The 20,209-nt window shown below is 33.7% G+C and carries 8 protein-coding genes; 7 read left to right on the top strand and 1 reads right to left on the bottom strand.

Translation table 11 applies throughout. The features are described 5' to 3' along the window. Window positions 1–192: 192 nt before the first annotated feature. The 7 genes from ACXAHM_RS13825 (at window position 193) to ACXAHM_RS13855 (ending at window position 16,767) form a co-directional block, all read left to right on the top strand. Window positions 193–4,503, top strand: a complete 4,311-nt coding sequence (locus tag ACXAHM_RS13825; RefSeq protein WP_474961037.1) for a sulfatase-like hydrolase/transferase — start codon at window positions 193–195, stop codon at window positions 4,501–4,503. A 135-nt stretch (window positions 4,504–4,638) separates the two neighbouring features. After that, window positions 4,639–9,096 (top strand): MBG domain-containing protein, encoded by a 4,458-nt coding sequence (locus ACXAHM_RS13830; RefSeq protein WP_474961038.1) that lies wholly within the window; start codon window positions 4,639–4,641, stop codon window positions 9,094–9,096. A 123-nt stretch (window positions 9,097–9,219) separates the two neighbouring features. Beyond that, window positions 9,220–10,662 (top strand): sulfatase, encoded by a 1,443-nt coding sequence (locus ACXAHM_RS13835; protein ID WP_474961039.1) that lies wholly within the window; start codon window positions 9,220–9,222, stop codon window positions 10,660–10,662. A gap of 76 nt (window positions 10,663–10,738) precedes the next feature. Then, a complete protein-coding gene (locus ACXAHM_RS13840) occupies window positions 10,739–12,184 on the top strand; it encodes an arylsulfatase (RefSeq protein ID WP_474961040.1) in 1,446 nt (481 codons plus the stop codon). Between the two features lies 1 nt (window position 12,185). After that, on the top strand, window positions 12,186–13,760 hold the full coding sequence (locus tag ACXAHM_RS13845; protein ID WP_474961041.1) for a sulfatase family protein: 1,575 nt from the start codon (window positions 12,186–12,188) through the stop codon (window positions 13,758–13,760). A 77-nt stretch (window positions 13,761–13,837) separates the two neighbouring features. Next, complete coding sequence (locus ACXAHM_RS13850) at window positions 13,838–14,068, top strand: hypothetical protein (protein WP_474961042.1); 231 nt, start codon at window positions 13,838–13,840, stop codon at window positions 14,066–14,068. A gap of 2 nt (window positions 14,069–14,070) precedes the next feature. Next, window positions 14,071–16,767: a glycoside hydrolase family 2 protein gene (locus ACXAHM_RS13855; protein WP_474961043.1), complete on the top strand. Its 2,697-nt coding sequence runs from the start codon at window positions 14,071–14,073 to the stop codon at window positions 16,765–16,767. A 59-nt stretch (window positions 16,768–16,826) separates the two neighbouring features. On the opposite strand, the gene ACXAHM_RS13860 is transcribed toward ACXAHM_RS13855, so the two are convergent. Continuing rightward, on the bottom strand, window positions 16,827–19,895 hold the full coding sequence (locus ACXAHM_RS13860; protein WP_474961044.1) for a T9SS type A sorting domain-containing protein: 3,069 nt from the start codon (window positions 19,893–19,895) through the stop codon (window positions 16,827–16,829). Window positions 19,896–20,209: the final 314 nt, after the last annotated feature.

Consider the following 20,209-nt stretch of genomic DNA (forward strand, 5'->3'; position numbering starts at 1 on the left):
GAAAGAAATAAGCTCAGAATTAATCCTCTGAGCTTATTTTTTTACCTATAATTATAGTCTTTCAGTCAAAATAGTATTGCTATTAGCAGATCAATGTCAAACAACTCAACAGATTCAATACTAACTTGCTCCTAGCTTTATGAAATTAAAGTTTGAAATGAAATAGGAGATAATTATTACTTTTTTAATGATATGACTAACAAATACTATTTAATCTTTTTATTTAACTTTCTCTCTCTACTAGTTCAGGCACAAGACAATGAAAACTATTTTCTCAATCCTGGTTTTGAAACAGGAAATACAGATAATTGGGGGACATGGAATAATAAAATTATAGCCAATGGAGCTTATTCTGGAGCGTATGCCGGTGGTATTTTAGGAGGAGTAGCAGGAAGCTTGGCTCAGGTTGTGGAGATGAAATCTAATGCGACTTATACTTTCTCTGTTTATGGTAAGTCTAAAGTTGCAACTGGTGAGAGCGTGCGTATTTTGATTAAACATGGAGATGATAGAATCAAATACGAACAGTTTAATTTGACAAATTCATATACAAAATTTGAAACTACCTTTACTACTTCTGAACTCACTGAACCCATTACTTTTTCAATTTATAAAAGTGTAGCAGCCTATGGAGAACTCTCGTTTGATGAAGCATCAGTTGTAGAAGTTGGGAATACAGCTCCTCAAGTACGTTTGTGGTCCTTACAAGATATTGAACAACCTACTGTAGGACTTTCTTATGATTTACAATATTCTATTACACCTTCTTCAGCATATACTGATTCAGGTTTTTTTTCTGTAGAAGGTGATGCTTCAATCATCAATGGAAATACACTTAGAGCTAGCACGGCTGGTGAAGTTACTGTTCATTTGACTTTTGAAGAAAACCAAGAAATGAACGTTTCAGAAACCTTTACCTTTTCAAACCCTACTCCTAAAAAATATTATGTCAATAACAGTATAGGTAGTGATTCGAATGACGGATTATCTGAAGATTCGCCATGGTCAAGTCTCACGGAAGTCAATAATCATCAGTTTTTTCCTGGAGACACAATTGCATTTATTGCAGGTGGAGTATGGAATGGACAATTAAAAGCAACAAATAGAGGAACGAAAGAACATCCAATAGTCTATACAAAATACGGGGGTGAACAAAAACCATTAATTCATGGTAATGGTGAAGAGGATTATACGATCCTTTTAGAAAATGCAGATTACAATCATGTTACGCAATTTGAAGTGACAAACGAAGGAAATGCAAGAGAAGGTTTAAGGTATGGCGTTGTACTCAGTGCAAATAATGAAGGGGATGTATTTGGTTCAAAAGTTTCTCATCTTGATATCCATAATGTCAATGGACAATTAGAAAAACAAGATGGTGGAGGAGGTGGAATCTTCTATAAAATGAGTGGGAATAATCCATCTCGATTAGTGGATGCTGTCATAGAACGAAATCATATTTATGATGTTCAAAGAAATGGTATTTATGGTAGAGCAGGACAGTTTGGAAAAGAAGTCTTACATCAAAATTTATTGATTAAAAATAATTTAATTGAACGTGTTCCAGGCGATGGAATAGTCGCATTTGGTTGTGAAGATGCTTTAATCGAACACAATTTATGTAGAGATTTTACAAGAGAATTAACGAATTTATACAACAATAATGCAGCCGCTGGAATATGGGCATTTATGTCCAATCGTACGATAATACAATTCAATGAAGTAAGTGGTCATCAGGCACATTGGGATGGTCAAGGTTATGATTCAGATTTCAATTGTGACGGTACAATTATTCAATACAATTATAGTCATGATAATGCGGGTGGATTTATTTTGATTTGTTCAAATGGTGAGAATACCGGTGGAGCTACTCTAAACACGAATTCGATTGTCCGCTATAATATCTCTGTCAATGATGGATTTAGAACTTGGGGACAAGGTGCAAATAAAGCACCTGCTTTTCATTTGGCAGGACCAGTAGAAGGTACACAGATTTATAATAATACTATTTATTGGCATAAAAAACCTGAATCCGTTAAAAATGAATTAGTGAGTGCTACAGAATGGGGAGTAGGTTTTCCATATGATATCGTATTCAAAAACAATTTATTTTACTCTGAAGAACCCTCAACTTTTACATTAAATGAGGCATCAATTATCTTTGAAAATAATGCATATTTTGGTGAGATTTCGAGACCTCAAGATGCAAACGCAATTACCGAAAATCCTTTGTTAGCCAATGTTGGTCCAAGCGATCCGTTGGATTATATTTTACAAGAAAATAGCCCTCTATTAAATACAGGTGTAATTGTAGAAAACAATGGAGGAAATGATTTCTTTGAACTGACAGTTTCTCAAAATCAAAAACCTAATGTTGGCGCCTATAATGGAAATGGGGAAGTCCCTGAATATACAGGAGGCATTGAATCAGAAGACAAAGAAGAAGAAGAGAATCCAAAAAATGAGAAACCCAACGTTATTGTCATCATGATGGATGACCTTGGTTATGAAGATTTAGGATTCAATGGATGTGAAGATATTCAAACTCCTAATATGGATAAATTAGCCGCAGGTGGAGCGAATTTCACAAATGCCTATGTAACTTATCCTGTTTGTGGTCCAAGTAGAGCAGGTTTTATTACAGGTCGCTATCAACAACGTTTTGGTTTCGAAAGAAATCCTCAATATACTACAGAAGATGATGGAATGGGGTTGCCTCTTCAAGAAGATACCTTTGCAGATGTTATGAAAACAGCAAATTATACGTCTACCATTATCGGGAAATGGCATTTAGGTGCGACAGAACAACTTCATCCATTAAATCGTGGTTTTGATGAGTTTTATGGACATTTAGGTGGTGGTCATAAGTATTTTGGAGAAGATTATTCTATTCAATACCCTCATCAAGCCAAAACAGAATGGCAAAGTTATACTACTTGGATTCAAAGAGATTTTGAATCCATAGAAGTAGATGGTTACTTAACCCATCGTTTTACAGATGAAGCAGTTGACTATATTGAAAGAAATAAAGACAATCCATTTTTTATGTTTTTGTCGTACAATGCTCCTCATGAACCGTTAGAAGCTCCTCAAGAATATTTGGATAAATATGCCGCTATTCAAGATGAAGATCGAAGAATGTACGCTGCAATGGTTGATGTAGTTGATGAAGGTGTGGGAAAAGTAATGGATAAATTGGAGGAGTTAAATTTAGATGAAAATACAATTGTTTTCTTGTTATCAGATAATGGTGGTCCAGAAACTAAAAATGCCTCAAACAATGGAGTATTGCGAGATGGAAAAAGTGCCGTTTATGAAGGGGGATATCGTGTGCCATTTATTATGTATTGGAAAGGAGAAATACAACCAATTGTGTATGATAAACCAGTAAGTTCGTTAGATATCTTAGCAACCGCATCAGAAATTATAGAGGCTACTGTTAATCCCGAACGACCTTTAGATGGTGTCAACTTATTGCCTTTTGTAAAAGGAGAAAATACACAAGCGCCACATGATAAAATCTTTGTGCGTAAGTTTGATGACAATAGATATTCAATTCGAAAAGGAGATTATAAATTAGTTATTCATAATAATAGAGCAAATCCGAGAGAGCTTTTCAATCTTCAAAATGATATCTCAGAAACAAATAATATTTATGCTCAAAACCCTGAAATTGTTGAAGAATTACAAGCTGATTTAGATGCATGGGAAGACGAGTTGATTTACCCTGTTTTTATGGGTTTAATTCATAGAGATAACCCTGCACGACAAGTGATTGATTTTAATGAAATTGATGATAGAACAATGTTGGATCGTGAAATCGAGTTGGAAGTATTGGCTAGTTCATATTTGCCTGTAATGCTTAAAGTTACAGAGGGTAATGCAAGTATTGAAGGAAATAAACTTACTATCCATGAAGCTGGACTCATCACTATAGAGGCTTCTCAAAATGGAAATGAACAACATGAAGCAGCAACTTCTGTGACACAATCATTCTCCATTACGAAAGTAGATCAGACTATAACCATAACAGCAATTGAAGATCAAAAATCATCAGATAAAGATCTCAGAATTGAAATAAAGGCTTCCACTGATACCGGTTATCCATTAAATTATTCAGCAAGTGGTCCTGTAGAAATCGTGGACAATTGGATTACAATTAAAGGAGATACAGGAACAGTTGAAATTACAGCTACTCAGGAAGGAGATCATATATATAATGCAGCACAAGAATCAATTTCCTTTTTGATAGTAGAAAGTGATGATACGGTGACGAGTATTGTACCTAAATCAACCTCAATTGTACTCTATCCAAATCCTGTAGCACATACTATATCTGTTAAATGTGAAGAAATAATCAAGAATTTAGAAGTGAAAGATGCTTATGGCCGATCTATTTTAGCATATGAAAATCAATCAACTATTAATGTGTCTCACTTACCATCAGGTGTCTACTTTTTGGTAATCAACACTTCGACGGTACTCAGATTCAATAAGATATAGTGTTTAAAGTCAAAATAGTACTACATACGGGGAAATGAACGTTAACAACAATCAATTAGAGGTTGTAAGTTTACAATTGTAAGTGTAACAAACACACAAAAAATTTTTTATTACTTTTTATTACTTTTTATTGAAATGAAAACACCACTACGTTTTAAGTGGACTACTTTAGCGGTGATCTTATTATCACTCTTTAGTCTCTCTTCCTTTGCACAACAGGATGCATTTTACATTAATAGTACATCAGGTGATGATGGAAACGATGGATTAACTGCAGAATCAGCCTGGGCTACATTAGATAAATTTTTAGTAGAATCAACAGCTGGTGGTGCATATGCAGCTCAAGCTGAATATAATGTGCATATCTCAGGTGAAGTATATATATATAATTATACATTAAGTGGAGAAGGTAAAACGTATAATTTTTATGGTGAAGGACCTAAAAATACGTTTATTAAACCTTTTGCTGATTTAGAAGATGTAGCATTTACAAAAGATGCTCAAGGTATTACTTTAAATACATCTTTAAATTTATTTGACCTTACAGTCTCTGATTTTGATGCAACAGCAAGTATAAAAAATGGAGGATTCATTAAAGTAAATGAATTAGGGAAATTCTCAGCTTCTCGTGTTAACTTTTTAAATAATAAAGTTGGTGCAGCTTCAGGTGGTGCTATTTATAGTATAGGAAGTATCGTTATTGAAAATTCATACTTTGAAGGAAATGAGGCGAATAATGTAGGTAGTGCAATTCAAGCAAATAATGGTGTTGTAGATATTTCAAATACAACATTTTATAAGAATATGCTTGATGGTCAAGATGTTTGGAAAAATGGCTCAATTAATTTTCTAGCTTATGCTAATAGTACATTAGATATTCGTTTTGTCAATAACACTGTTTATCAAAACTCAAGAAAAACTCCAGTTGGAGAAAAAGCGAATGGAGTAATGGGTGTTTCAATAAGTGATGGTAACGAAACAGGAAGTAAAATAAAAAGAATTGTATTCGCAAATAACTTAATTTACAACCCTATTTCAGGTTTTTCACAAGACCTTACTTGGCCAAATCGTGCAAGTTTAGATAGTTACGAAGAGTTTGTTGTGACTAATAATGCAATTAAATCAGCTAACAACAATTCAACTGATGTTTTATCTAATAGTATTGTAGGAGGAACATTTGATATCAATGCTATTCACCTTTCTGCAACCTCAATAGAAACTGCAGACGGTTTAAAATATTTAGCCATTGAAGATGAGGCTAGTTTATTGGTAAATGCAGGAAGTGATACGTATGCTCCTGAATTTGATGCCTTAGGGGCGACACGTTCAGATGTTTCAGATATTGGGGCATTTGAATTTGGTGGTACTTTTCCTAATCAAGATAAGTTAGTAGAAATATCATTGAATACGGATTATGCCGTATTTAACGATACAGAACATATGCTAGACCTAACTTTTGAAAGTGAAGGTATGGTTTTAGAAACTATCGCTCATACAATTACTTTTAATGGTGGTTCAGAATTACCAAAAGCAGTAGGTGTATATGATGTTGTAGTTGAAGTGACTGAAGAAGGATATACAGGTTCATTGACAACAAAGTTTGTTGTAGCTGAAAAATTAACTTCATTCAATGCCGCATATTATATCGATGCAGAAAATGGTAGCACTGCAAATGATGGTTCTATGGAAAATCCTTGGAAGTCATTTGATTACGCTATGTTTAAATTAGAAGATGCTGTCAATGTAAAAATTTATACTAAAGGTGATTTTACAGTAGGTAGTTATGAAATTAAAGGAGGAACAAATATCTCAATCCAAAATTGGGATGGTGTAACTTCTTTTGAAGGAAGTGGATCGAAAAGATTCTTTACGGTAAACGGTACGCTGAAAACAACAGGTGTAACTTTCCAAAACTTCCTTACAGATGAAGGCGGTAGTATTGCTCAAGTAGGTGGTAATGGTAAATTTATTGTTGATCAATGTAACTTTATCAATAATTCAGTATTGTTAGACCCTGAGACAACTATCAATGGTGGAGCCATCTTAACATCAGGTGTTTTAGTTGTTTCGAATTCTTATTTCTCGGAAAATAAAGCACACAATCAAGGTTCTGCAATTGCTGTAAACTCTGGTGACTTTATTTTGTTCAATTCAACATTCTTTAGAAACTCAACTGTCAATGCTGGTGGAGCTATCGCAATTGTTTCCAATGCAAATAGAGATACAAATATCAACATCACCAATAATACTATAGTATCGAATTATAGTGCTAATAAAGTAAATGGTGCTTCTGGTATCTTATTTAAAAAGAATGCAGCCACAAATATCAATATTCTAAACTTTACAAATAACTTACTTTTTGGATATTACCATACATTCAGTGCGAATTGGCAAACAGATCTTCATGCACAAACAGCAGATGAATTACCAGCTGATTTAGTGACGTTTAACAACAATATTTTTACTAATGTAAATGACAATGTTCCATATGTAGATGGTTTCCAAGGAAATATTAGAATTGCAAGTGCTCCTGGTTCATTGATTAATATCGAAACGGTGCCAGTGATGAATGCAAATGGCGTATATTACCTTCCATTAAAAGAAACGTCTAACGCTATTGATGCAGGTAATAATGAGTTCGGTGTATTAAATGATATTACAGGATCAGTAGCAAGTGGAACAGCAAGAGATATTGGAGCGTTTGAATACAATGGTACTCCTGCTAAAGTTGCTACAATCAATATTAATTCACCATTAGAAGTAGATTTCAATGATGCTGAACAGTTACTTACTTTTGAATTTAAAGATGGAGAAACAACAATTACTCCTGGTTATAATGTAACATACAATGGTGTTCAAGAAGCACCTTTCAATGCAGGAACTTATACTGTTGATGTAATGATCAATGATGCAGAATATGTGGGTAGAGCAGAAGCTCTTTTCACAATTAATAAAATTGAAGGAGCAATTGCTTTTGATGAAACTTCATTAACTGCTGAATATACAGGTGAAGCAATTGAACCTACAGTTATTTCGGATCAAAATTATACAATTGTTTATAGAGACGCTGAAGGAGCTGTATTAGAAGGTGCTCCAGTTGAAATCGGTACTTATTCTGTGGAAGCTTCAATCAATTCTACAAACTACTTTGGTTCAGTTGAGGGTATCCTAATCATTGAATCTGCAGTTGCTGAGAAAACACCATTAATTATTACACCAGTAATTACATCAGTAGAATATAATACTGAAGCTCAGATTCCAACATTTGCAATTAAAAATCAAGAAGGTGTAGAAATTGATGTTAATACAACAATTTCTTATGATGGGAAGGAAGAAAGTCCAATAAATGCAGGAACTTACGAAGTTGTAGTTACTATTAATGATATTTTATATTCAGGAACATCAACTTTTGATTTTACAATTGATAAAGCATACATTGATTTTAATTATGATGAGTCTGGATTAATTTATAATGGTGAAGTTCAAAAACCTAGAGTTTGGGCATCATATTCTTCTAACGATAAAGAATTTACAGATTTTACTGTTAATGTGACTGAAGGAGATGGAATGAGTGCTGGTGAGCATAGGTATTCTGTATTTGCAAATGATTTATCGAATCATTTTGGTTCAGTGTCAAGATCATACATTATTTCAAAAGCAACAGCAAATCTTACATTAAGTACTTTATCGTATACTTTTGATGGAACAGCTAAAGAAGCGACTGTAACTTCAGATGTTGAAGGTTTAAAAATTGATGTAACATATGACGGATCAGCAGATGCTCCATTGGCAGTAGGTTCTTATGATGTTGTTGCTACTGTTGTAGATATGAACTACCAAGGTTCTGCAGAAGGTGTGTTAACAATTACTGAAGTAGAAGTTCCAGATATGGAAATTACTATTGAGCAAACATTGACATCAACAGTTTATAATGGATCACCTCAAGCAGTATCATTTACAACGAAAGATGCTGAAGGTAATGACGTTGAAGTGGCGACTACAGTTACTTATAATAACGAACAAACTGTTCCTACGAATGCAGGTGTTTATTCAGTAGTTGTAAACGTAACTGAAGAAGGATATACAGGTGGTGCTTTGTTTAATTTCACTATTGAGAAAGCAGTAGCAGTTGTAACTATTACTGACACTGAATTTGATTTTGACGAAACAGCCAAGTCTGTAACTGTAACTTCAGATGTTGAAGGTTTACAAATTGACGTAACGTATGATGGATCAGCAGATGCTCCATCAGCAGTAGGTTCTTATGAAGTTATAGCTACTGTTGTAGATGATAATTATGAAGGTTCAGCAACAGCAACATTAGTAATTAATCCAGCAGCACCTACATCAATTGATCAGAATACATTATCAGTAAATGTGTATCCAAACCCTTCAAATGGTGTATTCACTGTTGAATTAGGTAATGCTACTTCTGCTGAAATGATTGTAACATCTTTAAGTGGTGTTGAAATCTTAAGTGAGAACGTGGTAAATAAAAAAGTAGTTACTTTACCTTCATCAGCAAATGGTGTAGTAATCGTAACATTAATTAGCGGTGATCAAGTTACTTCTTCGAAAGTAATCATTAAATAATTATATTTATTAAGAAGGAAAGAGCTCCTTTCGAGGGGCTCTTTTTGTACCTAGACAATTATTTAAAATATTTAGATCGACCTATTTTTTCGTAGTGTGAAATATTAATGAAGTGAACAAACAATGAAACAATTTATTACAACTATCAGTATTCTATCCCTAATAGGCGTATTGTCGTCTTTTAATTTTGGTGATAGTCCAACAAAGAAAAAAAAGAAACCAAATGTCATCGTTATCATGTGTGATGATTTAGGATATCAGGATGTTGGTTTTAATGGCTGTAAAGATATTCCTACTCCAAACATTGATAAAATTGCAAATAATGGTGTTCGATTTACGAATGCTTATGTTTCATATTCTGTATGTGGACCTTCTAGAGCTGGTTTTATTACAGGTAGATACCAACAACGTTTTGGCTTTGAAAGAAATCCTCAGTACAAAACGAATGATCCTAATATGGGATTACCTAAAGAGGAGAAGACATTGGCTTCAGTATTAAAACCTGCAGGATATCATTCTGGTGTCATTGGAAAATGGCATCTTGGAGCTCACGAATCAAATCATCCTTTGAATAGAGGTTTTGATGAGTTTTACGGTCACTTAGGCGGGGGGCATGCTTATTATCCTGAAAATTTAACCATTAAAGAAAGTTATGGTGATGATTTAGATGAACCCAAAAGTTATAGAACTTGGATCATGAAAAATCACGAACCTGTTAAACCCAAAAAATATCTTACGGACGAATTTTCAGATGAAGCCGTTTCATTCATTGAAAGAAATAGTGAAGAACCATTCTTCTTATATTTATCTTATAATGCTCCACATACTCCGTTACATGCACCAAAGGGAAGTCTAGAAAATTACAAGCATATCAAGAATCCAAAAAGACAAAAATATGCAGCCATGATTGGTGCAGTTGATCAAGGTGTAGGACGTGTATTACAACAGTTAAAAGATTCAGGTATTGAGGAAAATACAATTATCTATTTCTTATCAGATAATGGAGGACCAGAACCTAAAAATGGTTCAGATAATGGTGTATTAAAAGAGGGAAAAGGAAGTGTGTATGAAGGTGGTTTTAGAGTGCCATTTGCAATGTCATGGCCTGGACATATTGAAGCAGGTACGTATGATAACATGATTTCTTCACTTGATATTTTTGCAACTTCTGTAGCATTAGCCAACGCAAAAACGAATAAAGAAAAGCCATTGGATGGTGTAAATCTAGTTCCATTCCTTAAAGGAAAAGCAGATGGCGTGCCTCATGAAACTATTTATCTAAGAAAATTTGATCAGAAAAAATATGCAGTAAGACATCATGACTACAAAATAGTGAGAAGCTTTTCTGATGGAAAAGATCAATTAGAATTATATGATTTATCAAAAGATATTTCTGAAAAAAATAATATCAAATCTGCTCATCCTGAAGAGGCACAAAAAATAGAAGAATTACGTGTTGCTTGGGATAAAGAATTAAAAGATCCAACTTTCTTAGGATTGATTCATTCAGAGCATTGGCAAAATATGTTGAAAAAAAAGAAAGCAAAACAAAAGAAAACACAATAATTTATGAATAGACCTCAATTCAATTTTTGAGGTCTATACTTTTTTAACTGAATTATTACTTTAATCTAATATTATTATGTTTGATTCGATATTTAAAAAACTAATACTAGCACTCTTTGTTTGCTGTACAATTCAAGGATTTGCACAGAACAAGAATAAGAAAAAGCCAAATGTAATTTATATTCTTTGTGATGACCTCGGTTATGGAGAAGTCGGTTATAATGGGCAACAAAAAATACAAACTCCCGAATTGGATAAGTTAGCTTCCAATGGAATGATCTTTAATAATCATTATTGTGGTAATGCTGTTTGTGCACCAAGTAGAGCCTCTCTAATGACAGGTAAACATCCAGGTCATGCTTACATTAGAGCAAATAGTCCGGGTTATCCTGCTGGACAAACTCCTATTACAGAAGATGAAGAAACTTTAGGGAAATTAATGAAAAGAGCAGGCTATAACACTGCATGCATCGGTAAATGGGGCTTAGGAAGTTTTCATGATTCTGGAAATCCTAACGAGCAAGGGTTTGATTTATTTTATGGATATACTGATCAACGTAAAGCACATAACTATTATCCAAAATATTTATGGTTGAATGGTGAAAAACAAATGCTTGATAATGAAAATGGTAAAGAAAATGATTATAGCCATGATCTTTTTACTGCAAAAGCTTTAGAGTATATCAAAGAACAAAAGGATGAACCATTTTTCTTATATCTAGCCTATACAATTCCTCATTTAAAATGGCAGGTTCCTGATCTTGCACAGTATAAAGATTTAGATTGGCCTGAAAGAATGAAGATTCAAGCGGCAATGACTTCTCGTATGAGTAAGGATGTAGGTACAATAATAGAACTACTAGAGGAATTGGACATCGATGAGAATACATTAGTCATGTTTAATAGTGACAATGGTGCACATGGTAAGGGAGGAACGAATGAATTCTTTAAAACATCTGGTGAACTAAGAGGAGTAAAGCGTTCGATGTATGATGGTGGCGTACGTTCTCCTATGTTTGCTTATTGGCCAGGTAAAATCAAAGCAGGAACAGTGAATGATCATATTTCAGCATTTTGGGATATGTTACCAACATTATCCGATTTAACCAACGAACCTATTCAAGGTGAAACAGATGGTATTTCAATGCTTCCAACACTACTAGGTAAAGATAAAAAACAAAAGCAGCACCAATATTTATATTGGGAATTGTACGAAGGTAAACCAAATTGTGCGATTCGATATGGACAGTGGAAAGCAGTAGTTTCTGATAGAAGAAAAGGAATGCAAATCCAACTGTTCGATGTAAGTTCAGATGAAAGTGAATCTAAAGATGTAGCCAAAGAATATCCTGAAGTGGTAAAAGAAATCGCTATCATGATGAAAGATGCTCATATAAAAAGTCCTTTCTGGGATAAAGATTTCAAACCTCTATTTAATGCTGCAGCTGCATGTGAAGTAAACGGTGTAGAAGTCGATGAATCTACCATTTGGAATAAACCTAAAAAGAAAAATATCAAATAAAATGAATAAACTAATAAAATACCTCTTTACTTTTTTATGTCTCTTCATTGCATGGACTACTTTCGCACAAGAACAACCTAATATTATATGGATCTACGCAGAAGATACTTCACCTTGGATGGGATGTTATGGCGATGAAATTAATAAAGATGATACGCCTAACATTGATATAATAGCTAGCAATGGAGTTCGTTTTGATCAAGCATTTGTTCCTGCTCCAGTTTGTTCAGCAACAAGATCAGCGATGATGATTGGACAAAGTGCTATCCGTTTTGGTGCTCATGAACACCGCTCATCAAGAACAAATGAAACAAGGATTTATCTTCCAGAAGGATATAAGTTATTACCACAAATCATGAAAGAAAATGGGAATACAACTTACAACCATGTTAAGACAGATTATAATTTTGCTTGGGAAAAAGACAATGTCTATAGTTTTACACCTAAGTCAAAAGTAGATTTCTCTGAATTGGTAAATCAACAACCTTTCTTCGGGCAAATTCAAACAAAAGGTGGTAAGAATAATACAAACAAGTTCCCTCAAGATAGAAAAGTAAATCCAGAAGAGGTAACTGTCCCTACAGACTATCCTAATAATGAAGTTTTTCAAAAATGGGTCGCTCAACATTATGACGCTATTCGTAAAGATGACGATTTAATTGGTAACATCTTAAAAGGCCTAAAAGAGGCCGGATTGGATAAAAATACAATTGTAGTTTACTTTTCAGACCATGGAGCGAATAATTTATTAAGACACAAACAAATGACGACAGAAGGTGGTCTCCATGTTCCATTTATGGTCATGGGTCCTGAAAAATATATTCCAAGCGGAGTTGTTCGAAATGATCTAGTAACTATGTTGGATTTATCTGCAACTACTTTAGCTTGGGCGGGTATTGAACAGCCAGATTGGTATGAAGGTCAAGATCTTTTTGGAGAAAATTTTAAAGAAAGAATTGTAGTTGGCGGACATAAAGATCGTCTAGATCATACTATAGATCAAGTGAGATCAATTCGTACAGAGAACTATAGATATGTAAGAAATTATAAGTTGGATCGTGTTGTTATGCAACCTCAATACCGTAACAAAAAGGAGTATACTAAAAACCTCAGAGCTTTATATGCAAATGGAGAATTATCTCTAGAGTTGGCTTCTATTTATTTTGGTGAACGTCAACCTGAAGAATTGTATAACATCAAAAAAGATCCTGCAATGGTACATAATCTTGCAAAGGATAAAAAGTTTAAAAAAGAACTTTTGAAACATCGTCAATTAATGGATGAATGGTTAGCTAATGGAGATTTAGGTAATGGTGATGAATCAATTGCTGAATTAAAAAATAATGGAGAAGATAAACCTTGGGGTGAAGGTGTGAATGCTGAGTATGAGGTATATAGAGAAGATAGTGATGGTGATGGGCTTTCTGATAAATGGGAAAAATTGAATAGCAGAAACCCAGAGGATGGCTTATTAACTTTTGAATTTAATTGTGGGGGTTGGCAAACAGAAGGCTGGTCATCAACTGATATTTCTTCTAATCTTGCGGGATATCAAGGTTTCTTAGATTTTCATTAGATCAATCTTCTGGAAAAATAGAACGATCTGGTTTAAAGCTGAATGTTCAAAAATAAGATAAAGATCTTGGCATAAAAATGAAAGCGGATAAACCTCTCACCGTAATATTTTATGCGAATAATAAAGTGATTGGTGAAAGTGAATTAGTAGGTAATTCATCTTTTGAAGATGTCGTAATTCCTTTTGAAAACACTGCTTGGAAAGGTGAAATTTCAACGATTTCAATTGAATTCAAAGGAAAGAAAAAAACCACAATTATAATTGACCAAATTAAAGTCCAACGTAATCAAAACAAATTAACAAACTAACAATGGTAAAAATATCAAAGTACTACTTGGTATTGATTGCATTGTTGTTCATGCAGTGGAGTGCTTCTGCTCAGGAGTTTTCCACTGCTGGTTTTTACCAAACAGATGCATCTGTTAGAAAAGCGACAAACTTTAATGTTGGATGGCGTTTTATCAAACAAGACGTAGAAGGTGCAGAGGCGATCAACTTTGATGATAGTGATTGGGCTGTTGTCAATCTACCGCATGGTTTAGAATTGCTACCATTAAATGCAAGTGGAGGGGTAAATTATCAAGGTCCTGCTTGGTATAGAAAACACTTTACTCCTGATGAATCAATGCAAGGTAAAAAGGTCATGGTTCATTTTGAGGGTGTCATGGGTAAGTCGAAAATATGGATTAATGGTCAACTCCTTAGAGAAAACTTCGGAAGCTATTATCCAATTCATATTGACATCTCAGATTATCTGAAATTTGGTGAAGAAAATATCATCGCTGTCCGACCTGATAATAGTAATGACCGTAGTTATCCACCAGGAAAACCACAAGAAACCTTAGATTTTACCTATTTTGGTGGAATTTACAGAGATGCTTGGTTGATTACACATAATGATGTTTATGTGACCCATCCATTAGCAGTTGATAAAGTGGCTAGTGGTGGTGTATTTGTTCATTTCGAAGAGCTTTCGGAAAAATCTGCTAAATTATTTGTTGATATAGATATTGCCAATGAAGGCAAAACAAAAAATCTTCAAGTACACCTTTCATTAAAAGAGAAGAATGGACAAGAAGTCGCTCAATTAATACAACAAGCAAAAATAAAAGGAGGAGGAGATAAACAGGTGAAGATGAACTTTACGGTTAAAAATCCTAAGTTGTGGTCACCTAATCATCCTCATTTGCATGACTTATACGTTACAATTCAAGATGAAAATGGTAAAGTTTTAGATACTTTTAAGAAAAGAATTGGTATTCGTACGATTGAATTAAAAGGCCCTGAAGGTTTCTTTTTGAATGGAAAGAAATATCCTAAGTTAATGGGAGCCAATAGGCATCAGGATTTTGCACATATTGGTCATGCATTACCCAATAATCTACATTACAGAGACGCTTTAAAACTACGAAAAGTAGGAATGAATGTAATTCGTTCGGCACATTTTGTACAAGATCCAGCTTTTATGGATGCTTGTGATGAATTGGGTATGTTTGTAGTTGCTGCCATTCCTGGTTGGCAATTTTGGAATAAAAAAGAACCTATTTTCCAAGAACGAATGTTGAAAGATGTTCGAAATATTGTACGTTTAGAACGAAATCGACCTTCAATTTTATTGTGGGAAATTGTACCAAATGAAACACATTTTCCTGAGGAATATGCGATAAAAGCGACACAATATGCCAAAGAAGAATATCCTTACCCTGGTAGATATACAGTGACAGATGCAAGAACACATCGTTCACAAGCTCAAAAGTATTTTGATGTATTATATTCAAATGATTACGTAGAAGCTCATCCACAAAAGTCCATTTTTAAAAGAGAATGGGGTGATTTTGTAGACAATTGGGTAGATCACAATTCCGTAAGTAGAGTGGCAAAACAATGGGGAGAAGCTCCACAAATCAAACAAGCATTACATTATTTCAAAGAAGAGTGGATTGAAGATGGAAAAGTAGTAGAATGGCCTTCGATGACGATGATTTATGGTGCTAGTGAATCCTTATTTGGTGGTACTTTATGGCATTCATTTGATCATCAACGTGGTTATCATCCTGATCCTTTTTGGGGTGGAATCATGGATGCTTACCGTCAACCAAAATTCTCTTATTATTTATTCAAATCATTATTACCTACAAGTGGCTTAGAAGATGTTCCTCATGTAGAAGCAGAACCTTATGTTTATATTGCTCATCTTATGACACCTTTTTCACCGGATGATGTTGTTATTTTTACAAATTGTGAAGAAGTAAAATTAACCATGTATGGAGAGGAGATTGGGATTAAAAAAGCAACAGATATCAATAGTCCAGTTCCAAGAGTACCTGTTATTTTTGAAGATGTATTCCAAAAAATTGATGCTCGAAATAAGAATAAAAAAGGGTATGGGAAAATCGATCAGAAATGGGTAGAAGAAGCAGTAATGAAGGCTGAAGGCATGATTGAAGGTGAGGTTGTAACTGTTCATAATCGTTGGCCAGCTGGCCGTAAAAGAAGATTATTATTAAAAGTAGACGATCTTGGTATTTCTCCTAAAGCAGATGGAAGTGATATCACGGCAGTGGTTGCTTATCTTGTAGATGCTGGTGGAGCCGTCAAAAGATTGAGTGATGAGTATGTTCGTTTTACTGTTGAAGGTGAAGGAGAATTGATTGGAGGAGAAGAAAATGAAATCAATCCACAGAAATTACTATGGGGTGAAGCAGTAACTTTAGTACGATCATCTACTAATCCAGGAAAAATTAAAGTGAAAGCAGAGGTTTTAAAAGAGGGGATTAATATGCCTAGTTTTGCAGAGATTGAATTCAATACCATTGCACCTCAGCAAGAATTAAATTATGTAGAACTACCTCAAAAATCGACTGTAACTACTATTCCAACACCAATGTTGGTCAATGAAAGTGAAGAATTAGAAAAACTTAGAGTTGAACTTCAGGAAACAATGAAGAAATTACAAGAATATAAATTGAATGAAGTTGGGAAACAGCAACAAAACTTCATTGAATAAATGATAAAGTGAACCAAGATAATACATCGATTCTTGGTTCACTTTATATTTTCAAAGAGTTATTTTTTTATAAATTTCTGAGGTGTTTGATTTTCTATTTGAAGAATATATATACCCTTATTGTATTTTGATACATCAATTTTTTGAACACCAATTTTCTCATCGATTAATTGCCCTGAGATATTTAGAATCCTTATTCTTTCCTTATTCTTTAATCCTTTAATATAAAGGAAATTCGAAGTTGGATTTGGATAAACAAGCATTTCAAGATCTTCCTCAAGTGGTCTACTTTTCATTCTATTTTGACTTGAAGAAGTTGTAAAAGTAGTATTTGTCCAACCTACTGAATTAGTTGCACTATGACTTCTAATTCTAAAATTATATGTCGAGTTTGGTGTTAGATCTACCAAATTATAAGTATTAATTTCTTTGTTTGGAATACTATCAATAGTTACCCAAGAAGATGGTGGAAGACGGTAAGAGATCGTATGCCAAGTAGCATTTTCATGTGCATCCCAATTAATAGTAACTGTTGTTTCTGTAGTTTCGAAGTGTAGATTGGTGGGTGCTTTAACACTACCTGAAGTAATAGATCTTACTGTTGATGTAGCAATAAAACCACCTTCTTCTGTTTGTGCCTGAATAATAGATTCACCTCCTTTAATTCCTATAACTAATCCATTTCCATCGACTGAAATGATAGAAGGATCACTGCTTGACCAAACGATATTTTGATTTGTAGCATTTGATGGAGTGATAGAGGCATTTAGTTGTAAAGTTGATCCTGCTGAAATAGTAGAAATTGATTGATCTAAAGAAACCCCATTCACAGCGATTGTATTATTTTCCTTATGGAAAATACGAACACTACCAATTTGATCCTTCCAATTGAAATCTCCACCACTAAGTTCAATTTTGAGATAGTTATACTGTTCTGCTGTTTGATCATTTTCAGCTTTAACAATAGTATAAGTACGATCACCGATTACACTTTCATTTTCATTTTGTGTATTTATTGGTGTATAATTTAATCCATCTGTTGAGCCATATACATGCATAGATCCATTACCTGCCCAAACCCATGACCAGTATTCAACTTCAAAGTCGACTAAATTTGGAATATGATAAACAATATAACCGGTATCAATATTTACTCGACTAAATCGCCCTTCGTCATCATTAAAATTAGTAGAACCACCACTGTAAATAACTGCATTATGATACGTTTCTGTAAGATTTAAATTAAGAAGTGGATCAAAAAATGTAAGGAATTCAGCAGGAGGAGTCTCTATTATTTCTTCAACTTTAATAAATTTTAGACGAGTTGTAAGATTACCTTGTATTACATCCAACCAATACATTCCTGGTTCAAGCATTGAAATGTCTATTGGATTGTCTCCAGAAGTTAAAGACATTTCCTCCGTAATAAAAACTTCATCTATGATATTCGTTACTTGAATAATTGTGGAACTCAAAGTGTTTTGAGAAAATAACGCTAATGAAGTACTTGAAATAGGTTGTTTTAATTGTAAATTATTTGATGGTGTTACAAAAGCACCTATTTGATTGGTCGTAACTGGGTTCCCAAAAAAGTCTTGCCCACCATTGTTTAAAATGGAAGCTCCTTCAACAGTTCCTGGCTCTTCAAGTAGTGTAGCATATTCATTTCCTGTACGTTCACCATAAAATGCATTCTCATCTTCAGGAACATTTGTACCACCATAATAAGCATTATGATCAACAACAGTATATGTACTATTTCCAATGACAACAGCCATTTCTTCGACTCCAAAGAAGGTGTTATTTTTTATTTCTGTAGCATTAGGATGGGCAAACCAATTGTCAAATTTTACAAATTCCTTTACTACACTTTCAGGTTTTTGACTCGCGTAAATAGTATTATTATAAATTTTAGCACCCTCAACATTACCTGTGATATGAAATGTAGGAGCTTTGTTTGCGTATTTCACACCATCAGTTCTAAAGCCATCCCCAATACTTAGATTATATCTTAATATAGGATTTCGATTGAAGGAAGTTGATTGACTACCATCACTACAAACAAGAGCAAAACCACCTACATTATTAAAACTATAATTGTATTGGATGATCGTATTTTCACAATTGAAATCAGCATCATAACCTTGACCGTCATGTTTGGCTTGATGTCCACTCACTTCATTATGTTGTATAATTGTATTCGTTGAATTAAATGCCCAAATTCCTGCTGCAGCATTATTTGGTGCATCTAAAAGTGGAGTAAAGTCTCTACAAATATTATACTCAACAACAGCATTTTCTAATCCAAAAGCAACAATAGCATCACCAGGGATACGTTCGATTAAATTCTTACGGATGATAATATTTTTATTTCTAAATGGATCATCTAACCCAAAATTGTAATTACCATAAATACCATTTCTGACCACATCATAAATGTGATTGTATTCTATCACAGCATTTACTAAACGACTTCTAACGGAACCTGTATTCTTAATTAATATGGCACCACCTTGTTGCAAACTTTTATCTTGTTGACCATTAACATCATGAATATCATTATGACTAATTACAGTCCCATATATTTCACCAGCATTATTAGCTCTTAATTCGATAGCATATCGCCACCCTTTTGGAGATGTTCCCATGTTGGTGATTTCAAATCCTTTAAAAATAGTATAATGACAATTTTGTAGTTTGACAGTCCAATCTTTTTGACCTTGTCCAGCTAAATGTGGTTTTTTACCTTTTCCATAAGAGGTAATTACAATTGGAAGTCCATCTATTCCATCAAGATTATTCAATTCCAATTGACCTTCCCATGTTTGATCTGTATGAAATAGTATAGAATCTCCTGCATCATACTGCCAATGAGAAGTGTTCACTTTACTCAATGATTTCCATGCAGTGGTTGGTGATAGACCATTATTACTATCATTACCATTGATTTGATCAACATAAAATGTTTGATAGTTATTCAATAGGATAGTGGTAACAGTTTCTTCGGTTTCTCCATTAAAAGTATTAGTGTGATTGTTTTTACCTTCCAATGCATACAAAGAGAAGTGTAGGCAAGAGCATAGAAAAAGGGTAAGTAGCTTTTTCGAATTTGTAGTTTTTCCTTTCATACTTCGATATCTGATTATTTATTAAGTGTTGTTGTTACAAATATTCAGAAAATCAGCATGTAGTATTAGGCTTATTTTATCCATCTTAAAGCCTTTTTTGATGGATTGTGAATTTATTAAATTAATGTTTTTATCATTGAAAATAGCGTTTTTGTGTCAATAAATAATGAATTTTAATACTTAAAATTGAACAATAATTAGAGTCTGTTTTAATTTACTCATAAGTTTACATTAATGTAGTTTTATATTGACATCACATTATTAAACTTATCAAAAATAAATAAAACCGATATAAACGATTTGTTTTATCGGCT

It is taken from the genome of Flammeovirga sp. AWQ4_249 (genome assembly GCF_056161045.1).

Coding starts and splice junctions, on each gene's coding strand:
- ACXAHM_RS13825 (WP_474961037.1), top strand. CDS start 193: ATGACTAACAAATACTATTTAATCTTTTTATTTAACTTTCTCTCTCTA.
- ACXAHM_RS13830 (WP_474961038.1), top strand. CDS start 4,639: ATGAAAACACCACTACGTTTTAAGTGGACTACTTTAGCGGTGATCTTA.
- ACXAHM_RS13835 (WP_474961039.1), top strand. CDS start 9,220: ATGAAACAATTTATTACAACTATCAGTATTCTATCCCTAATAGGCGTA.
- ACXAHM_RS13840 (WP_474961040.1), top strand. CDS start 10,739: ATGTTTGATTCGATATTTAAAAAACTAATACTAGCACTCTTTGTTTGC.
- ACXAHM_RS13845 (WP_474961041.1), top strand. CDS start 12,186: ATGAATAAACTAATAAAATACCTCTTTACTTTTTTATGTCTCTTCATT.
- ACXAHM_RS13850 (WP_474961042.1), top strand. CDS start 13,838: ATGAAAGCGGATAAACCTCTCACCGTAATATTTTATGCGAATAATAAA.
- ACXAHM_RS13855 (WP_474961043.1), top strand. CDS start 14,071: ATGGTAAAAATATCAAAGTACTACTTGGTATTGATTGCATTGTTGTTC.
- ACXAHM_RS13860 (WP_474961044.1), bottom strand. CDS start 19,895: ATGAAAGGAAAAACTACAAATTCGAAAAAGCTACTTACCCTTTTTCTA.